The sequence below is a fragment of the Lysobacter stagni genome, from assembly GCF_030053425.1.
In the GTDB taxonomy this organism is placed as follows: Bacteria; Pseudomonadota; Gammaproteobacteria; order Xanthomonadales; family Xanthomonadaceae; genus Lysobacter_J; species Lysobacter_J stagni.
Map to the genome: position 1 here is coordinate 522,565 of NZ_JASGBI010000001.1, position 17,476 is coordinate 540,040.

Annotated in this window: 16 protein-coding genes; 7 read left to right on the forward strand and 9 right to left on the reverse strand. The window is 67.0% G+C overall.

Annotation, left to right across the window (positions count from 1 at the left end; all coding sequences use genetic code 11):
- Nucleotides 1–26: 26 nt before the first annotated feature.
- Entirely contained in the window at nt 27–1,250 is a 1,224-nt protein-coding gene (locus QLQ15_RS02385; RefSeq protein WP_283211262.1) for a serine hydrolase domain-containing protein, read from the forward strand.
- A gap of 3 nt (nt 1,251–1,253) precedes the next feature.
- On the opposite strand, the gene QLQ15_RS02390 is transcribed toward QLQ15_RS02385, so the two are convergent.
- Nucleotides 1,254–2,471 (reverse strand): MFS transporter, encoded by a 1,218-nt coding sequence (locus tag QLQ15_RS02390; protein WP_283211263.1) that lies wholly within the window; start codon nt 2,469–2,471, stop codon nt 1,254–1,256.
- Nucleotides 2,472–2,561: 90 nt separating this feature from the next.
- Here QLQ15_RS02390 and QLQ15_RS02395 point away from each other — a divergent pair, with 90 nt between their 5' ends.
- Nucleotides 2,562–2,966: a DUF2784 domain-containing protein gene (locus tag QLQ15_RS02395; protein ID WP_283211264.1), complete on the forward strand. Its 405-nt coding sequence runs from the start codon at nt 2,562–2,564 to the stop codon at nt 2,964–2,966.
- A 25-nt stretch (nt 2,967–2,991) separates the two neighbouring features.
- On the opposite strand, the gene QLQ15_RS02400 is transcribed toward QLQ15_RS02395, so the two are convergent.
- Nucleotides 2,992–4,512: a DUF1254 domain-containing protein gene (locus tag QLQ15_RS02400; RefSeq protein ID WP_283211265.1), complete on the reverse strand. Its 1,521-nt coding sequence runs from the start codon at nt 4,510–4,512 to the stop codon at nt 2,992–2,994.
- Nucleotides 4,513–5,240: 728 nt separating this feature from the next.
- Here QLQ15_RS02400 and QLQ15_RS02405 point away from each other — a divergent pair.
- The 3 genes from QLQ15_RS02405 to QLQ15_RS02415 all read left to right on the forward strand — a co-directional run bounded on the left by QLQ15_RS02405 (nt 5,241) and on the right by QLQ15_RS02415 (nt 8,629).
- Nucleotides 5,241–6,161: a CPBP family intramembrane glutamic endopeptidase gene (locus QLQ15_RS02405; RefSeq protein ID WP_283211266.1), complete on the forward strand. Its 921-nt coding sequence runs from the start codon at nt 5,241–5,243 to the stop codon at nt 6,159–6,161.
- A gap of 649 nt (nt 6,162–6,810) precedes the next feature.
- Nucleotides 6,811–8,079 carry an amidohydrolase family protein gene (locus tag QLQ15_RS02410; RefSeq protein WP_283211267.1) on the forward strand — a complete coding sequence of 423 codons (1,269 nt, stop codon included), beginning with the start codon at nt 6,811–6,813 and terminating at the stop codon, nt 8,077–8,079.
- Nucleotides 8,080–8,116: 37 nt separating this feature from the next.
- On the forward strand, nt 8,117–8,629 hold the full coding sequence (locus QLQ15_RS02415) for an HIT family protein (RefSeq protein WP_283211268.1): 513 nt from the start codon (nt 8,117–8,119) through the stop codon (nt 8,627–8,629).
- 81 nt (nt 8,630–8,710) lie between these two features.
- Here the strand turns inward: QLQ15_RS02415 and QLQ15_RS02420 are convergent, their stop codons facing one another.
- Both QLQ15_RS02420 and QLQ15_RS02425 read right to left on the reverse strand, forming a co-directional pair.
- Complete coding sequence (locus tag QLQ15_RS02420) at nt 8,711–10,357, reverse strand: bifunctional AfsR/SARP family transcriptional regulator/alpha/beta hydrolase (RefSeq protein ID WP_283211269.1); 1,647 nt, start codon at nt 10,355–10,357, stop codon at nt 8,711–8,713.
- On the reverse strand, nt 10,354–11,262 hold the full coding sequence (locus tag QLQ15_RS02425) for an alpha/beta fold hydrolase (protein ID WP_283211270.1): 909 nt from the start codon (nt 11,260–11,262) through the stop codon (nt 10,354–10,356). Before QLQ15_RS02425 ends, QLQ15_RS02420 begins: the two co-directional genes overlap by 4 nt.
- 295 nt (nt 11,263–11,557) lie before the next feature.
- On the opposite strand from QLQ15_RS02425, the gene QLQ15_RS02430 reads away from it, so the two are divergent.
- Nucleotides 11,558–12,016 carry a hypothetical protein gene (locus QLQ15_RS02430; protein WP_283211271.1) on the forward strand — a complete coding sequence of 153 codons (459 nt, stop codon included), beginning with the start codon at nt 11,558–11,560 and terminating at the stop codon, nt 12,014–12,016.
- A gap of 65 nt (nt 12,017–12,081) precedes the next feature.
- Here QLQ15_RS02430 and QLQ15_RS02435 read toward each other — a convergent pair whose 3' ends face one another.
- Nucleotides 12,082–12,993 (reverse strand): transporter, encoded by a 912-nt coding sequence (locus QLQ15_RS02435; RefSeq protein ID WP_283211272.1) that lies wholly within the window; start codon nt 12,991–12,993, stop codon nt 12,082–12,084.
- A 168-nt stretch (nt 12,994–13,161) separates the two neighbouring features.
- Nucleotides 13,162–14,529 (reverse strand): M28 family metallopeptidase, encoded by a 1,368-nt coding sequence (locus QLQ15_RS02440; RefSeq protein WP_283211273.1) that lies wholly within the window; start codon nt 14,527–14,529, stop codon nt 13,162–13,164.
- Between the two features lie 212 nt (nt 14,530–14,741).
- Here QLQ15_RS02440 and QLQ15_RS02445 point away from each other — a divergent pair, with 212 nt between their 5' ends.
- A complete protein-coding gene (locus tag QLQ15_RS02445; RefSeq protein WP_283211274.1) occupies nt 14,742–15,125 on the forward strand; it encodes a hypothetical protein in 384 nt (127 codons plus the stop codon).
- Nucleotides 15,126–15,151: 26 nt separating this feature from the next.
- On the opposite strand, the gene QLQ15_RS02450 is transcribed toward QLQ15_RS02445, so the two are convergent.
- The 3 genes from QLQ15_RS02450 to QLQ15_RS02460 form a co-directional block, all read right to left on the reverse strand.
- Complete coding sequence (locus tag QLQ15_RS02450; protein ID WP_283211275.1) at nt 15,152–15,649, reverse strand: DnrO protein; 498 nt, start codon at nt 15,647–15,649, stop codon at nt 15,152–15,154.
- Between the two features lie 166 nt (nt 15,650–15,815).
- Nucleotides 15,816–16,469, reverse strand: coding sequence for a glutathione S-transferase family protein (locus QLQ15_RS02455; protein WP_283211276.1), 654 nt, complete (start codon nt 16,467–16,469; stop codon nt 15,816–15,818).
- A gap of 287 nt (nt 16,470–16,756) precedes the next feature.
- Entirely contained in the window at nt 16,757–17,470 is a 714-nt protein-coding gene (locus QLQ15_RS02460) for a hypothetical protein (protein WP_283211277.1), read from the reverse strand.
- Between the last annotated feature and the right edge of the window lie 6 nt (nt 17,471–17,476).

The following is a 17,476-nucleotide window of genomic DNA, read 5'->3' on the forward strand; positions in this document are numbered from 1 at the left end:
CCGGCGTCGTCGCCGGGGACCCGCCGATGCTTCGATACGCCTTCGCCGTCTTCGCCGCACTGGGATGCCTGGCGTCGCCGCCGCTGCATGCGGCCGGACCGACGGCGTGGGTGCGCGTCGCCTTCGATCGGGACGGCGTCGTGTCGGCACGCGCCGACGGGTTCGCCGACGTCGCGGCGCAGCGCCGCATCACCGTGGACGACCCGGTGCGCATCGCCTCCCTTTCGAAGTTCGTGGTGGCCCTCGGTGCGATGCGGCTGGTCGAACAGGGGAAGCTCGATCTCGACGCAGACCTGTCTCCACTGCTGGGCTGGCGCCTTCGTCATCCCGCATTCCCGGATGTGCCGATCACCCTGCGCCTGCTGCTTTCCCACCGGGCCGGTCTCACCGACGACGCGGGTTACTACGCGGTGCCGCTGGACGGCGCCCTGAAGGACGTCACCGACGACCCGCGCGCCTGGGACACCGCACACGCTCCCGGCACGTTCTTCCGCTACGCCAACCTCGATTTTCCGCTGGTCGCGTCGGCCATGGAGAAGGCGACAGGCGAGCGCTTCGACCGTCTCATCGACCGCCTGGTGCTGCGCCCGCTGAAGCTGGATGCCTGCTTCAACTGGACGACATGCAACGCGGCCACCGTCGCGCGTGCGGTCGTGCTGTACGACGTCAATCGCATGCCGATCCGCGACGACCTGCACGGACAGTCACCGGAGTGCCCGGTGAATCGCGCGACGCACGGTGGATGCGATCTGTCGCAGTGGCAGGCCGGGCGCAATGGCGCGCTGTTCTCGCCGCAGGGTGGGCTGCGCATCTCCGCCTCGGGCCTGGCGACGCTGGGCCGACTGCTGCTCGGCGACGGCGAGGTGGACGGCGTTCGCCTGCTCTCGCGTGCGTCGATGCGAACGCTGATCGGACCGGAATGGACGTACAGCGACGGCAACGGCGTCACCGCGGAGGAGGACGACAGCAGTCAGGCGCAGCGCGGCTTCTTCTGTCGCTACGGACTGGCCGTGCAGACGTTGGCGACGTCGCGCGAAGGCTGCCGCGACGATCCCTTCGGCGATGGCGTGGCGCGCGTCGGCCACGCCGGATCGGCCTATGGCCTGCTCTCGGGCCTGTGGGTGGACCGCACGCGCGGAACGGGCGTTGCCTACTTCGTGACCGGATTGCCGGACGCGGCGCGCGGTACGCAGTCCGCATTCACCGCCGCGGAGGAAGCGCTCGCGCGTGGCGAAGCGCCGACGCGCTGAAGGCTAGTCGCATTCGCCCAGTACGAGCGCCGGGCGCTGCTGCTCGCGGCGTGCCAGCGCATACACCAGCAATCCGCCGACCGCAGTCATGGCACCGACCACACCGGTGGAGGTCCAGCCGTAGCCGGCGGTGATCGCCATGCCGCCCAGCCATGGGCCGAGCGCGTTGGCGGCGTTGAACGCGGAATGGTTGGAGGCGGCCGCCAGCGTCTGTGCTTCGCGCGCCACGTCCATCAGGTGCGCCTGCAGGATGGTCGCCAGCGCGCCCATCGTGCCCACCGCCAGCACGGCGGGCAGCACCGTCCACACCGAACGCGCGGCCAGCGGCCACAGCAACAGGATCGCGATCGACCACAGCAGCACCGCCGGTACCGCGCGGAACTGCAGGCGATCGAACAACCAGCCGCCACCCAGCGTGCCGAGGATGCCGCCGATGCCGAAGGCCATCAGTCCGAACGGTACGAACGACTCGCGCACGCCAGTCACGTGCACCAGCGTCGGCGACAGATAGCTGAAGACGCAGAACATGCCGGCAAAACCGATCGCGCCGATGCCCAGCGCCAGCCATACCGGCCTGCGGTTGAAGTCGCGCAACTCGCGCAGCGCATCCGGGCGCGGCGCATGCATGCCCGGCGGCAGCACTCGCATGGTCATGGCCACCGTGGCCAGCGCGATCACCGACACCACCGCGAACGCCCAACGCCAACCGACCGACTGCCCCAGCCACGTCGCAAGCGGGTTGCCCACCAGCAACGAGATCGACAGGCCCAGCATCACCCGACCCACCGCGGCACCGCGCTGCTCCGGTGGGCTGATGCGTGCGGCCACCAGCGCGGCGATGCCGAAGTACGCGCCGTGCGGCAGGCCGGCGACGAAGCGCGCCAGCATCAGTGAGTGGTACCCCGGCGCAAGTGCGCTGGCGAGATTGCCCAGGGCATAGAAGCCCATCAGCGCCAGCAGCAGACTGCGGCGGGACAGCTTCGCCCCAAGGATCGCCAGCACCGGCGCCCCGACCACCACACCCAGCGCATAGGCGCTGATGACATGGCCCACCTGCGGCTCGGTGACGCCCAGGCCGCGGGCGATCTCGGTGATCAGGCCCATCACCACGAACTCGCTGGTGCCGATGGCGAAACCACCCATCGCCAGGGCGAAGAGGATCAGGGTGACTTGGCGCGGCGACAGGACCGGCGGCGCGGAGGCGTGGGAGGACGAGGACATGGCGCCATTATTGTGCATTGCAGCATGTGAAGCGACCGCAACCGCGCCGGCACAGCGTTGCGCCCATGGAACCGCGGCTAGAGTGCCCGCATGACCGGCCTGCCGCCCGCCGCTGCCGCGATCGCCGCCGACGCCCTCCTCGTGCTGCACGTGGGCATCGTCGCCTTCGTCGTGCTGGGTGCGGTCGCCATCCCCATCGGCGCGTGGCGCGGCTGGCGCTGGATACGCCGGTTCCGGTGGCGCCTGGCCCACGTCCTGCTGATGGGCTTCATCGCCGCACAGGCGTGGCTGGGTGCGCTGTGCCCGCTGACGATCTGGGAGCAGGCCCTGCGGCGGCGCGCCGGGCAGCCGGTGTACGCCGAATCGTTCATCGAGCACTGGCTGTCCCGGCTGATCTTCTTCCAGGCCCCGTGGTGGGCATTCGTCGCCGCCTACACGGTGTTCGCCGGGCTGGTCGTGCTGGCCTGGGTGAAGGTGCCGCCGAAGCGCCGGTGAGACCTGACCTCCGCGGCGCAGCCCTTCATTGCATCGGTTCGACCTTCGGCGGTGACCACGTGCCATCGAGGATGGCGGCGTCGGGCCAGTAGGTGCGCACGTACAGCGAGAACGGCTTGCCCTTCGGGGATGGCAGCCAGTTGGCGCGCTGCGACGGATCGGTCGGCGCGTCCGCCTGCACGTAGATGGTGGTGGTGCCATCCGCATTCGCCACCAGGTCCTTGTTCTTGGTGCCGACCGAGTAGCGGTCGATCTCGTTCGGCGCGAAGAAGTGCTGCGCGTCGTACAGCGTCAGCGACCAGAAGCCCTTCACGGGCGGCCCGCCCTTGGCGAAGGTCACCGTGTAGCGTTTTCCGCCGTCCAGGCGCGCGCCATTCGAATCCAGGTCCTGATAGAAGTAGGTGGCTTCGTTGGGCTTGTTGACGAAGATGTTGGACTTGGCCACCGCCGTGCGCGTGAAGTAGTCGGTGCCGAACTTCGCGCCGTTGCGCACGGTGCTCCAGTTCCCGGCCAGCGGAATGCCGAAGTTGCGGAACTCCAGCAATGGCGCGATGAGTTCCTTCTCGGTGCGAACGGCTTCGTCGGTGATGGCGGCCCGGATCGCAGGGTCGCGTTTCGCGGCCTCGACCAGCGAAAGCGCCTTGGCGTATTGCGCCTGCTCGCCCGGCAACGGCGTCGTGTCCGCGAGCACCGCGGGCAATTCATCCCAGAATGTCTTCGGGTCGACCTTGGGTGCCTCGCTTCCGTCGGGTTGCGGCGGCGGGGCCGGGAAGTCCGGTGTCCCGGTCCAATCGCGCGTTTTCATCTTCCCGTCGAACTTCGACAGCGGATACATGTCGATCTGGTTGATCAACGGCTGTACCGCCTTGCGATCCTCCGCCGTGGCATCGAGGAAGACACGCGGGATCACGTAGCCGCTGTTGGTGCCGCTACGGAATACACGCGCGATGCCCTTGGGGGTTTCGCCTTTCCATCCGGGGCCGACCAGCAGGTAGAAGCCCGGCTTCGTGTCGTACATCTTGCCCAGGTCGACAAAACTGTCGGTGCGCGTATCGACGATCTGATAGACCCAGAAGCGGTCGCCGAAATCAGGCACCTGGATGACGACCGGTTCGACGTCCAGCGCCAGCGGCCCACCGCCATACACGACATCCTGATTGGGGCATGCCACTTCGCGCTGGCTTGGCGCGACGTAGTCGGTCAGCATGCTCAGGCTGTTCGGCGGGGCCGCGGGCAACACGCCGCCGAGTCTTCCGGGCCCAGGCAAACTCTGGAAATTGACGCGGCGGTTGTAGGTATTGGCCAGCGTCCAGGCCCAGAAATACACGTCCCGCGCGGCCGCGCGCGCATAGGCTTCCGTGAGCCGGGTGCCGGCGGCAGGACCCGCCGGCTGCGGCGCTGCCTCTGCCGGCGCTGACGCGGACGGAGTGACGGCCGACGCCGGTGCATCCGGCTGCGACGGCGTCTGCGATGGTGTCGTACGTGTGCATGCACCCACCAGAAGCAGGGCGATCATGCCCGCCAGAAGGTTGCGAACGGACGGCATCGGCACGGGATTCCTCCGCGAACTGTCACGGGAGTGGCGAGCATGCGCTGCGATGGAGTGAAAATCCGGTAAACGATTGGCCCGGACTTTCCGGACCCGCGTTCTAGACGGAGCGTTCGGTGCGTAGATCGAACTCGAATCGCGAGTGTCCACTACTCGCCAAGAAGCGGATGGCGGGCATTGAAGGCGCGGCATCGAGGCGATGCTAATGTTCGCTTTCGACCCAACGCGGACGTCGTAACGGCGCGGGGGCTTCGGACAGATACTGCATCAAATTATCAAGGGGCCCAGATGAAGAGCAGACCATTTCGCATCCTGTTCGGTGCTGCAGGATTCGGCATGATTGGTCTGATTTGCTGCGTTCTTCTGCTGTTGGCCCTGGCGGGACCCGACACCGCCATCCGCTGGTGGTATGCCGGCTATTGGCTCTCTTTTGCGATCGGCTTGCCCATCTGCATGAGGTACATGAAATAGGCGTCGAACGTCCGATTCTGGCCGGGAGCGGACGTTCAACTGGCCAGGGACGGGATCAGCGCCAGCGACTCGTACTGGGCATTCGGAGTCAGCAAGGAGCCTGGCGCGAGGATGTCGTCAGGGGCCTTCCTCGGACAGGAAGATCAGTGGGCTGGCAAAGGTGGCTTACCGGCCCGCCAGGCACTTCCTCCAGCGCCGCCCCGCTACGAAGATGGACGGCTACGGCGAAGGGGAGCCCAGGGACAATGGAACAGGTGAGCGGACAACACTCCGGACACGGCAGGTGGCAGCGCCTGCGCGCCGCCGCCCGGATGCTGGGGTCGCTGCTGCTCGGCGCGACGGCGATCTTCGGTGCCGTGCTCATCTTCCGGCAGGGCCTGTTGCCACTCATCGACGCCGCGTTCCATCCGACGGCGCAGGTGCTCAGTGCGATCAGGCGCGTCGGCATCCTGCTGGCGGCGGTGTTGGCGTACTGGGCATACGTGCGCTGGCATGAGAAGCGCGAGGCGACCGAGCTGCAGCTGCAGCCATTGCGGCTGGTGCTCGCTGGCATGGGCGGTGCTGCCATGGTGGGACTGCCGATCGCCGCGCTGTTCGCGCTGGGCGCATACGAAGCAGTCGCGCTGCGCGGTTTCTCGTCCGCGTTGCTGGGCGTGGCGGGCGTGATTTTCGTCGCGGCAACGCTCGAAGAACTCGTGTATCGCTGCCTTCTGTTCCGCGTGATGGAACGCAGCTTCGGAACGGCGTGGGCGCTGGCGATACAGGCCGGCGTGTTCGCCCTGGAGCACCTGGGCAACGTCGAGCAGGGCGGCGCGGGCGATGTGACGACGATGCTGGTGTCGGTGACCTTGCTGGGATTGCTCTGGGGCGGCTTGTTCGTGCTGACACGCAACCTGTGGGTGGTGGCCGCGCATCACGCCGCATGGAACTTCACCATCCTGCTGAGCGGCGTGCCGCTCTCCGGCATCGAGGACTGGCGAACGCTGGCACCTGTTGAAAGCCGCCTCGTCGGCCCCCAGTGGCTGACCGGCGGCATGTTCGGCCCGGAAAGCTCGCTGCTTGTGATCGCGCTGATCACCGTCGCAGTCGTGCTGTTGTTGCGCTTGGGGCGGCGACGCGGGGCGTTCGTCCGCGCGCGGTTCGGCACCATTGACGTCGGTGGAGCGCGTCCGTAACGCCGGCTAGATGGTGCTAATGTCCGCTTTCGACCCGAAGCGGACATCCTCTGTCGATGAAGATGCACCCGTGGCTGCTATGCATTTGCATGGTTCTCACAGCCAGTCCGACATTCGCAAAGCCCTCTGTATGCGGTCTACCGGAGGTCACTGGCTCACGTGAGCTGCACCAGCTCCTGAGCCTTCGCGCCATTGAAGTCGTCAAGCGCGCAGGAAATCCGGATGACGGGCTTACGGCGCTGGTCACCCCATCCGCAACTTTCAACCTCGGCGCAGGCGATGTGGGCCGACCCTTGGGGACGGGAGTCGACGGCGCTCGCGAGCTTGCGCGAACGATGAGGGCAGACACGTTCCGCTTTCTGGGTTGGGACCATATGGACATGCCGGCAGATGTCTGCTCAAGGCAACAGGTCGAGGTCGAGTTCATCGACAGCCAAGGCAAGAACGTATCCCGTGTGGCGTTCCTATTCGAAGCGGGCCGCGTCGTGAGCGCCGTCGGCTGGCAAAGATCGTACGAAACTGGCCGGTTATAGCCCTTGGCTTGCGTCGGTCACGATGTCCGCTTTCGACCCACAACGGCCCCTGACTTTCGACGCTTCTCCACGCGAATTCACTTCCGCACGATGACGCCATCAAACAGGGGAACTCCATGCAGGCCATCCGTCCGACGTTGCGCGCCCTTGCCGGCATCGCGCTGATCTGCCTTACCGCGCCGGCGGCCGCGCAGGATCTCGCCATCGTCGGCGCTCGCGTGTATCCCTCGCCGGAGGAGGCGCCCATCGACGATGCGACGGTGCTGATCCACGACGGGCGCATCGCGGCGGTCGGTCCGCGCAGGACGGTCAAGGTGCCGCGCGGGGTGCGCATCGTCGATGGCAAGGGCGCCAGCGTGACGACGGGGTTCTGGAACAGCCATGTCCATCTGATCGAGCCGCCGTTCCATCAACCCGACACGGTGCCCGCCGCCGCGCTGACCGATGCGCTGCGCGAGCGCTTCACGCGCTGGGGGTTCACCACGCTGTTCGACATCGCATCCCTGCCCGGCGACGTGCGCGCGTTGCGTGCGCGCGTCGCGCATGGCGAGGTCACCGGTCCGCAACTTCTGACGGTGGACATGCCGTTCTATCCCGAGCACGGAACACCGATCTACGTACGCGAACTGTGGGCGCAGACGAAAGCGCCCAGTGCCGAGGTCGCCACCGTCGAGGCAGCGCGTTCGCGCGCGACAACGCAGATCGAAGCCGGCGCCGATGGCGTGAAGTTGTTCACCGGCGCCATCGTCGGCAAACCGCAGGGCGTGCTGCCGATGCGGGAGGATATCGCGCGTGCGGTCGTGGACGCTGCGCACGCGCACGGCAAGCCCGCCTTCGCGCATCCGACCGATCAGGCGGGGCTTGAGGTGGCGATCGACAGCGGCGTCGACGTGCTGGCGCATACAGCGCCGGAAGCGGGCGAATGGTCGCCGGCGTTCGTCGCGCGACTGAAGGCGGAGGACATCGCACTGGTCCCGACGCTGACGCTCTTCGACGTCGAACTGCGCCGCGAGAACGTTCCCGAAACAGTCGTGCAGCGCTTCGTCGGCAGCGCGCAGCAGCAGGTGAAGGCGATGGCGGCCGGCGGCGGGCAGATCCTGTTCGGCACCGACGCCGGCTACATCCACGTGTACGACACGCACCAGGAATACCGGCTGATGGCCGCGGCCGGGATGGACTGGAGCCAGATCCTGGCGAGCCTGACCACGGCGCCGGCGCAGCGTTTCAAGCAGGCCACGCAACGCGGGCGACTTGCGAAAGGGTTGGCGGGCGACCTCGTCGTGCTCGACACCGACCCGCAACACGCGCCGGACGCCTTCGCCGACGTGCGCATGACCGTGCGCGACGGCGTGGTGCTCTACGACGCAGGCACGCCGGCCGATTGAATCACCGCGCCGGTCGCAGGGCTATCGGAGAGGGCAAATGATCGAACTTCCTGTAAGAGATCCGTGCGACCTTTGCGAAACGGCGAGTCGCGAAGACAGATGGGCGATCATCGACGAAAGCGAACATACGTTGACCGTGATCAACCCATGGCAGTTCGAAGTGGGTCAATGCTGTGTCATCACACGCCGGCACGTCGCGACGCTCCTCGATCTTTCCGACCAGGAATGCGAAGCGGTAATGCTCTCGGCCAGGAGAGTCGCGGAGGCGCTCGTCAGGACCTACCGCCCGCTCGGAATACTCACGTTCCAGAACAACGGGGTCTACAGCGGACAGGAAACACCGCACTTCCATTTCCACGTCGTGCCTCGGCAGAAGGGCAGCGACTGGGGGATAGGTCCGCCCCAACTCGCGACATTCGATGGCGCCGGACGCCAGAGAGGAACCTCACACGATCCAAGCGGGGATGCGCAACGTCGTGAGCGGGTCCAGGCGTCTGCCAGACAACTGGCTGAAACCGCGAACCTGATTCGTTCGAATCTGCCGAGGTAGTCAGGTTGGTGTCCCGGCTTGGCGCCGGGCGGTGGCAGGCTCGATGAGCCAGCGGCGGTCCAACGGTTCGTTCAAGGCTCGCTAGCCATCGTCGTCGTTCGCCAAGCGCTGCGCGAAGCCCTTGATGGCTTCGAGGATCGGTGCTGTCTCTCCCAGCCACCACCAATGCGCAGTCCCGGGCAATTCGAGCCACTGGGCGCCGGGGATGGTCGTCGCGACATGGCGACCGGCACCGACGCGCACGGCGCGGTCGCCTGTTCGATGCATGACAAGTGTCGGCACGCGCACTTGCGGCAGCAAAGCACGTACATCGCTCAGCGCGAGCGTGCGCAGGACGGCGTGCATGCAGCGCGGGCTGGATCCCAGGCGCAGCATGCGCGCCCACCAGCGCTGCATCAGCGGGTCACTCGCCTGCTCGGGCGCGAAGGTGTCGATCGCGGCCGGCCGCCCCCATTGCGCGACGAGCGCATCGAGCCAACGCTCATAGCGCTCGGCAGTCAGCGCCCACGGGTAGTCCTGCGTGGCGGTACCCCGCGCAAGTGTTGCCCAAAGCGCCAGCCCCGCAACGCGCTCTGGATGCTCGACGGCGAGGCGGATCGCGATGGGCCCGCCCTCGGACACCGCGAACACGAGCGCGCGTCGGCTGCCCGCCGCGTCGAGCACTGCAAGCGCGTCGGCGCTGCTCACCGACGTATCGGCCGGATCGACGGTCCGATCGGAGAGCCCGACACCGCGCCGGTCGTAAAGGATGAGCCGGAAGTCGAGCGCGAGTTCCCGGAGGAAGGCCGCGGGCCCGCCGGGCTCCCACGCCTGCTCCAGATGCGAGATGAAGCCGCTGATGAGGAGCACATCGAGCGGGCCGGTGCCCAGCACCTGATAAGCGAGATGAACGTCGCCGCTGCGCGTGAACCGCACCGCCACTGGCGCGGACGTCGCGTCCGCAGGTGTCGTCGCGATGGCGGCGCGCGCGCGTACTTCATCGACGATCTTGAGCGTTGCGGCTTCCGGCTCGACACCGAGCTCGTCGTGCAGGGCCTGCCGGCATCGCTCGAACTGCTGCAACGCCATGCGAGGTTGTCCGACAGCGGCATACAGCCGGATGAGCCAGCGCTGCGCAGCTTCGTTCAGAGGATCGACGGCGACCAGCTCCTGCGCATGCTGGAGCGCGCGCTCGGGCTGCTGTGCGCCTTCCAGCCGCGCGACGAGCTGCGCCAGCGCCTGCGCCCGCGCCTGGTGCAGTGACTCACGCTGCCGTTCGAGCCACGCCGACAGTTCATCGCATTCGTCAAGCACCAGGCCTTCAGCGAACTCGGCAGCGGCTAGACGCACCGCGTGCTCCAGTGCGGCAAGGCTCTCCTCGTTCGCGTCCACGGTCGAGCGATACAGCCCCTGCGCGAGGAGGCGGCGCAGCGAAGCGAGGTCGGTGGCGGCGCACGCATCGTCAGCGAGTGCGACGGTCTGACGATCGGCGACGAGCGTGTCGTGCCCAACGTGGTTCGACATCTCGTGCAACAGGCGACGCATGCGCCCGCGCGCGTCAACGTCGTCGGCATCGGGCCAGAGCATTGCAGCCAGGCGGGCGCGACTCATCGGACGCGCCTCGGTGGCGAGCAAAGCAAGGAGCGCCTGCTCGCGTCGCGCGCCCGGTTCGAACGTTACCGATCCCTGCTCGATCCGCACTGGTCCGAGCACGCGAAGCGCAGGATGTGCCGACGGCTCGATGCTCATGCTACGGCCCGCTCGCGACGTTCGACGTTGGCCTGGCACAATTGCGGACGCACCCAGGCGATGATCTCAGCGACTGCCTCGTCCGGACTCCGCGCCCAGGAGAAGTGACGCCGCCATGGCGCGTCGGTCGTGACGCCGTCGATCTGCCGGCGCTCGATCGTGCAGGATGCGAGCTTCGCAAGCAGCTCGCTCGCCGCGCCCGTCGGTGCAACGGGATCGGCTCGGATCTCGACCGACAGGACGGGCAGCACCACGTCATTGAGCGCCTCCTCGTAATCGATTCTACTGCCCGCACAGCGATATCGGCCGGTGCTGGCGTTGTAGCTCCAATCGGTCATGAACCGTCGCGGCTGGTTGCCGCCGAAGCCAAGCAGACGACCTGGGTATCGGGGCAGCAAGGCCGTCACCATGCGGACGGCCTGCACCGCGATGCATGCACGCCGCCGCAGCGCTTGTGGCCATACGTGATAGTGCGCGGTCCCGCTCGCCACCAGGATCAAACCCGCCAGTCCGGGCGCCGCGTGCACTGCCGCCAGGCTGCCGAGCTGGCCGCCCAGACTGTGCCCGACGAGATACATGGGCCGACCAGGAAACTGCGCGGCGATCGCGGCGATCAACGACGGGATGTCCTGCTCGACGATTTCCTGATAACCAAATCGCTCGCCGCGTCGCGCCAGCGCCTCGCTTTCGCCCTGTCCGCGTAGATCGGACAACACCGCCGCGCCTCCGGCGGCTCGCGCAAGCGCTTCCGCGAACGGCGTATAGAAGCTGGCGGCGACGCCCATTGCCGGCAGGCAGACGAACACCGGCGCGCGCGCGTACGGGCGGGAATGATTGAAGATCACGATAGGCGTGGCCGGCTCGTCTTCGGCGAACAAAGTCCGGCTGGGATCGAAGATCGTCATGAGCGGCTCCTGGTTCGATGAGGGGCCGTGAGCGTAACGAGCGAGCGTCCGCTGAACGTCCGCCGGCGTTTCGACGCGGACTTCGCGAGCCACTGCCTTGCCTGCAACGCGGGTATCGGCGAGTTGGCAGCGTCATCTGCGGCTCACACACGCAAACGCGAAGCTGGCCCCGCCAATGCCTGGCAACCCATTCAATCCGCAGTCGGCTCACGCCATCCGGTCACTCCAGCGCATCAATGTCCGCCCCTGGTCGATCGCGGTGACGGACGCAGGCGAGACGCTTCGAGCGATGTTAATGTCCGCTTTCGACCCGAAGCGGTCATGGATCATGGGGTTGCGAATGAAGCAGTTGGCGATCGCCGTCGTTCTTCTCGTCGCGCTCTGCTCCTGTGTGCTTACTGCGGGGGCGAGTTTTGTGCCTGTCGAGCAGGCTGCCATCCGAGGCGACAACAAGATCCTGCGCGACTCGATCGATCGCCTGGAGCCTCTGATGGCCGCGCACGGCTACCGGATGAAAGGGACGCCGTTCGAAAGTTCCGACGGCGCCTTCACGGGATTCTGGTATGACGGCCCGACGGATTCGGTGGCAACTTTTACGGTGCAGGATGGCTGTATCAGCTTCGTTGCTTCCGTTAAAGAAGGAACTCAAGATTTCAGAGCTCCCAAATCGGTCTTCGAGGGTGTGATCGAGCAGTTGAGGCGAGACGGAGCTTGGAAGATCCAACGCGACGAGATCTGCGTGAAAAAGGCATGAGGTAAGCAACGTCCGCTGCTGGCCGATAGCAGACATTGCCGTTTGTGCGGCGATGCAGGCGCGCCCTAAAGTCCACCACCCCAGCGGTGTTGCCAGCTCAGCGCCACCGCGTCGAACTCGTTGCCGGTGCGCGCGTACACACCGCTGCTGACGGCAATCTTGACCGAGTTCGCGCGGTCCACGGGTAGCGACAGCGAGGCGCCCACGCGCCAGTTCTGCTGAAGGTCGCGGTTGTAGCGACCATCCACCTGCGAGCGACCGCCGGCGAAGTACGTGGCATCGAACGACCACCACGCGCCAGAGGTCATGCCGCGGATGAGGTTCACCTGCAGCGCGTAGACCGGTTCCTGCGAGCGCGTGGTGTTGCCGTAGAACTCGTCGTTGTCGGTGAAGAAGGTCGCGCCCAGCTTCAGTTCGGTGATCCACGGTCCGGCGGCCTTGGACATGCCGATCTCCGGCTTGAACGTCCAGCGGTTACTGGCGATGTTGACGATGCGGTTCTCGTCGTACTGCCCCAGCGGTGGCGCCACCTGCACGCTCGCACCGACGATGAGGTCCTGCTTCCAGTCGCGGAACTGCGCCATTCCCATCGCGGGTGCGCCGAAGAAGTTCATCGACAGGCGGATTGCCGGCCGGGCGAAGCCATCGACCTTGCGCTCGATCGGCGCGCCCATCAGATCGGCGGTGCCGTGCAGCCACGTGTACGGCACGATCGCGTCGACCTTGGCCGACCGGCCCCACAGCGACAACGACCGTGCGTACGCCATCACCAGGCTCGTGGTGCGCAGGTCCTCGTTGGTGACCGGCACGGAGGCATCGAAGCTGAGCCCGCCACGCGTATGGGCGACGCCGACGATCGCGAAGTTCACGCCGACCGGCGCGTTGGAGTACGCACGCGGTTCGATCTCCTGCGCGGCGACATGACCGGCGGCGGCGATCATCGGCAGCACCGCGATGCGCCTCAGGTAGGCGGTCATCCCTGCGCGTGATGAGCGACCCATGGCCTCCGCTCTGTCTGTGAACCCGCGACGCGCCACTATCCCACCGCGCCCGGCAGCGGCCAATGCGTCCAAGGGCGTATCGCGCGTGCCGGCTGCGCTGGCGACCCTGTCCGCTCCGGGAAGCGGACAGGGATCGCGATGGCCTTAGTACCCGCCGAAGCTGCCCGGCGCGCCCGGGAATACCACCGGGCTCTCGGTGCCGTCCTTCGCCACCGCGGCCACGCCGAAGAAGTAGTTGTCGATCACCGTGTTCTTCAGCGTGAACTCGGTGACGTCGCCCACCCAGCGGCTGCGCGTCCATTGCGAGTCGGTGGTGAGGCGCCAGTACACCCGGTAGCCGGCGAGGTTCGGCGCCTGTGCGGCCGTCGGACGCGCCCACTTGAGCGTGGTGTCGGCGGTCACCGCGCCCTCGATGCCCACCTTTGCCGGCGGCGGCGGCGCGGACGCCATTCCGGCCAGGCTCACGGCGTTGAGTGCGGTGAGCTTGGCGACGTAGGCGAAGTCCACGCCTTCGATGGTGTCGCCATACACGCGCCCGTTCTCGGTGCGCAGGTCCTGGTGCTGGCGGTCGTAGTTCTCGTTGGTTTCCATCACCCGCACGGCCGGGAAGCCGGCATCGTTGAACGGGCGGTGGTGGCCGCCGCGACCGAAGCGGTCGAGGCGGTAGACCATCATCACATCGAGGTTGGGCACGTAGTCGGCCATGCGGTCGATGTAACGCGCGAGGTTGCGCGAGGGCGAGTCGACCTCGCCGCCGGTGAAGCGGCGCTGGCGCGCTTCCTCCGCCGTCTCGTTCGCGCGAATGCCGTCGGCGAACACGCGCGCGGTGGTGTTGTCGGTCACCCCGTTGATGCCGGCAACGTTGCCGATCATGTCGTTGTTGAGCACGGCCTGGATGCGCCAGCCGTCCTTCTTCGCCTGCTCGGCCAGGAACTTGCCGCCGAACAGTCCCTGCTCCTCGCCTGAAAGCGCGGCGTAGACGATCGAGCCGGGGAACCGGTACTTGCTGAGCACGCGCGCGGCTTCAAGCGTGCCGGCGATGCCCGAGGCGTTGTCGTTCGCGCCCGGCGCGTCGGCGGTGGCGTTCATCACGTCGCTCACTCGCGAATCGATGTCGCCGCTCATGATGGCGTAGCGGTTCGGATCGGCCGTGCCGCGCTGGATCGCGATGACGCTGACCACCTCCACCGGACCGGGGATGCGCGGTTCGCCCTGCACGGTGCCTTTCACGTAGCGCACGTCCAGGCAACCGCCGCAGTCGCGCGAGATGCGTTCGAATTCGGCATGGATCCAGCGCGTCGCCGCACCGATGCCGCGGACCGGGTCGGTCTGGCTCGACAGGGTATGGCGCGTGCCGAACGAGACGAGCTTGCGGATGTCGGCTTCGATGCGCACGGCCGAAGGTGCCGTGCCGATCTCATGAAGCTCCGGCTTCTCCGCGGGAGGCGGGCCGTCGTGGGCGAATGCCGGCGCGACGGCCAGGCAGGCGAAAACAGGAAGGGTATGGCGCACGGGAGTCTCCGGTCTGTACGTCCGAAGGGTATCGCGCAGGCGCGGCCGCATTGACGGCTTGCCTCCCATGCGAGCGCGTCCGGGCAGGAACGGCACAGGGCATCGGGGCCGCAATCGCCTCGGACCGATGGCGGACAGGCAGGCAAGCGCGATGCTAGTGTCCGCTTCGACCACCGCCGCCGTCCCACCACCTGCCTGCCTGGAGCCTGACCATGTCGCGGAACAACACGTGGGTCTTTGCGGCGGGAATGCTGGTTCCGCTCCTTGGCATCGGCCTGCACCTGCATATCGCCTCGAAAGCGGAAGGGGGATGGAGCGCCTTCACCTTCGGGCTGCTGGCATGGTCCACGCTTCCCTATGTGCTGTGCCTGGTGCTCGCATCCGTCGGTCGCCGACCGCTGCATGCCGTCGTGGCGGCCCTGTGCTGCCTGGGGCTGGACATCGTCACGTATCGATCCGTTTTCGTCTCGCCGTCCAGCTCGACCGCCGCACTGGGCCTTCTTTTCTCACCGCTGGCGAACCTGCTCGTCATGGCCCCGCTGGGCTTTCTCGCGACCGCCCTGATCGTCCGCCTTCGTCGCGCAAAGACGCAATAGCCCAGCGGCGCGAGCCGCTTGCCGGATCAGTGAGCGGAGGCTGCGTTCCACGTCGGGTCGTCGAACAACACGGGGTACTGCGCAAGCGCGGCCTGCATGGGCTTGAGCGTGTCCGGAGTAACCGGCCCGGTGCGCACCGCCTCGGCTCCGGCGATGAACTTCACCAGCAGACCGTGCAACGCGGCATCGGCGTCCGGCGCCAGCTTGCAGCTGGCAATCATGTCGTTGACCGCGGACTGGATCTGGCCGGCAAGCGTGGGTGCCAGTGCGGGCGGAGCGTGGCCATGCTGCAGGTGATCGAGGGCGCCCACCGCCTGGCGGATGCGAGCCATGCCGTCACGCAGCGGCGCGTCGGTGGCCCAGCGCTGCCCGGTCGTGGGTCCCGTGGTCGGCCGCGCGGCGGGCGAATGCGCCGAATGTCCGGCGTGCGAACCGGATTGCGCCATGGCGGGCACTGCCATCAACAAGGCAACGATGGTCGCGCCGAGCAACGTCAGGCGGGCGTTGGTGCGGGGACGGTACATGTGCATGCCTCCGGGCATTCCGAATGGGCGCGCTGCCTGCGACTGCAGACACCTTGCCCCGTCCCGGCGCGGCCCTCCCTGACGCAGGTCATGGCGACGGCGCATGGCGCGGCAGCCGCGCACCCATGGGTTCTGGAATGGCGCTCTGCCCCCCTGGCGCCGGACATCAGCCGGCTTCGGGCTTTGCCGCGTTGATGGCCCATTGGGCGGCGAACGCACGCTGGTATGCCGGTCGCGCTTCGCCCCGGGCGACGTACGCGAACAGGCCCGGAAATTCGTCCAGGATGCCCGACGGCCTCAGCCTCAGAAGCACCGACACCATCATCAGATCGCCGGCGCTGAAGGCTCCATCGAGCCAGGCGGCATCACCCAGACGCGCCGACAGCTGGACCAGCCGGTGACGAATGCGATCTTCGACCAGAGGCAGGCGCTCATTGGCCCAGGGCTTGTCGCCTTCCTGGAACTTCGCGATGGTCAGGTCGAGGATTGGCGGCTCCACGGTATTGAGCGCCGCGAACATCCAGCTGATGGCGCGTGCCCGCGCGTTGGCGTCGCTTGGCAACAGGCCTGCGTGTCGCTGGGCGAGATGAAGCACGATCGCCCCCGTTTCGAACAGCGTGAGATCGCCTTCCTCATAGGTGGGAATCTGCCCGAAAGGATGCAGGCGCAAGTGCGCGGGTTGTTTCATCGCAGAAAACGAAACCAGGCGGACCTCGTAGGTTTGGCCTGCTTCTTCCAGCGCCCAGCGCACGCGCGTATCGCGTGCCAGACCCTTGCCGCCATCGGGCGATCGTTCGAATGCGGTAATGACGACGGTCATGGCGACGCGCTCCTGGTGAATGCCGGGTTGGACAGATCCGCACAGGCGCCGATTGGCCGCCTTGATCCGTACGACGAACGACCAGACCGGAGTTCGACACCTGTCGTGACGCAGGCGCATGCGGACACACGCGCGGCCCTCGAGGACCGCGTGTCCGGCAGCTGTCGCCAAGGTGGGAGCACGTAGGCACGGAGCGGACCGCATCCGTTGCCACAACGGTGCATGCGAGCCGGAAGGCGTCGATACGTCGGCTCCGCGGAGACGCGGCGGCCCGCCTGTGTGATGCCCTACTTCACCCGTTCCGAAACGTTGATCGAATTCCACTCCCAGGTCTTCCCGTCGTCGGTGGAGAAGGCCTGGCTCCAGATCGGTTGCTGCGGATTCCGGATATCCCATCGGAACACCACGATGATGTTCCTGCCCTTGTAGGTATCCCTGGCGAAGAAGTGGCCGACCTTGTTCTCGAACGAACCGACCACCGGTGGATCCAGGTGCCCGGAGTTGCCATCGGCCCAGTAGATGCTCCACAGCCGTGTCGCGGGGTCGAACAGCCGCAACGCAACGCCTTCGTACGGCTTGGCCGACTGCTCGGTGTACTTGTCGATGTTTCCCAGGCCGTCGAGGATCTGGTGCATCTCCACACGGGATTCGAAGTCGAGCCATTCCGTCGACCCGGTCAGCCGGGATTTGAGCTTGCGGTTCGTCAGCTTCCAGTTCCCGACGAGGTAGTCGAAGTCGTGCCGCGAAGACGTCGCCGAGGGCGAGATCAGGAGCGCGCCGTTGCTGTCGAAATGCAGTGGCGGGATCGCCAGGGCGGTGTCAGGTACAAGACGGGGATCAACGGACGCGGCGGCGTTGCAGACGTTGGGAAGCATCGCCAGTGCCAACACAAGCCCGGCGCAGGCCCGCACGACCGACCAGCGGTGAGCATCCACGCGGTGTGGACCGAGGTTCGCGCACCGTTCCTGCGCGGCGTTCATTGCCAGCATGGGGTTCCTCATGGCGCG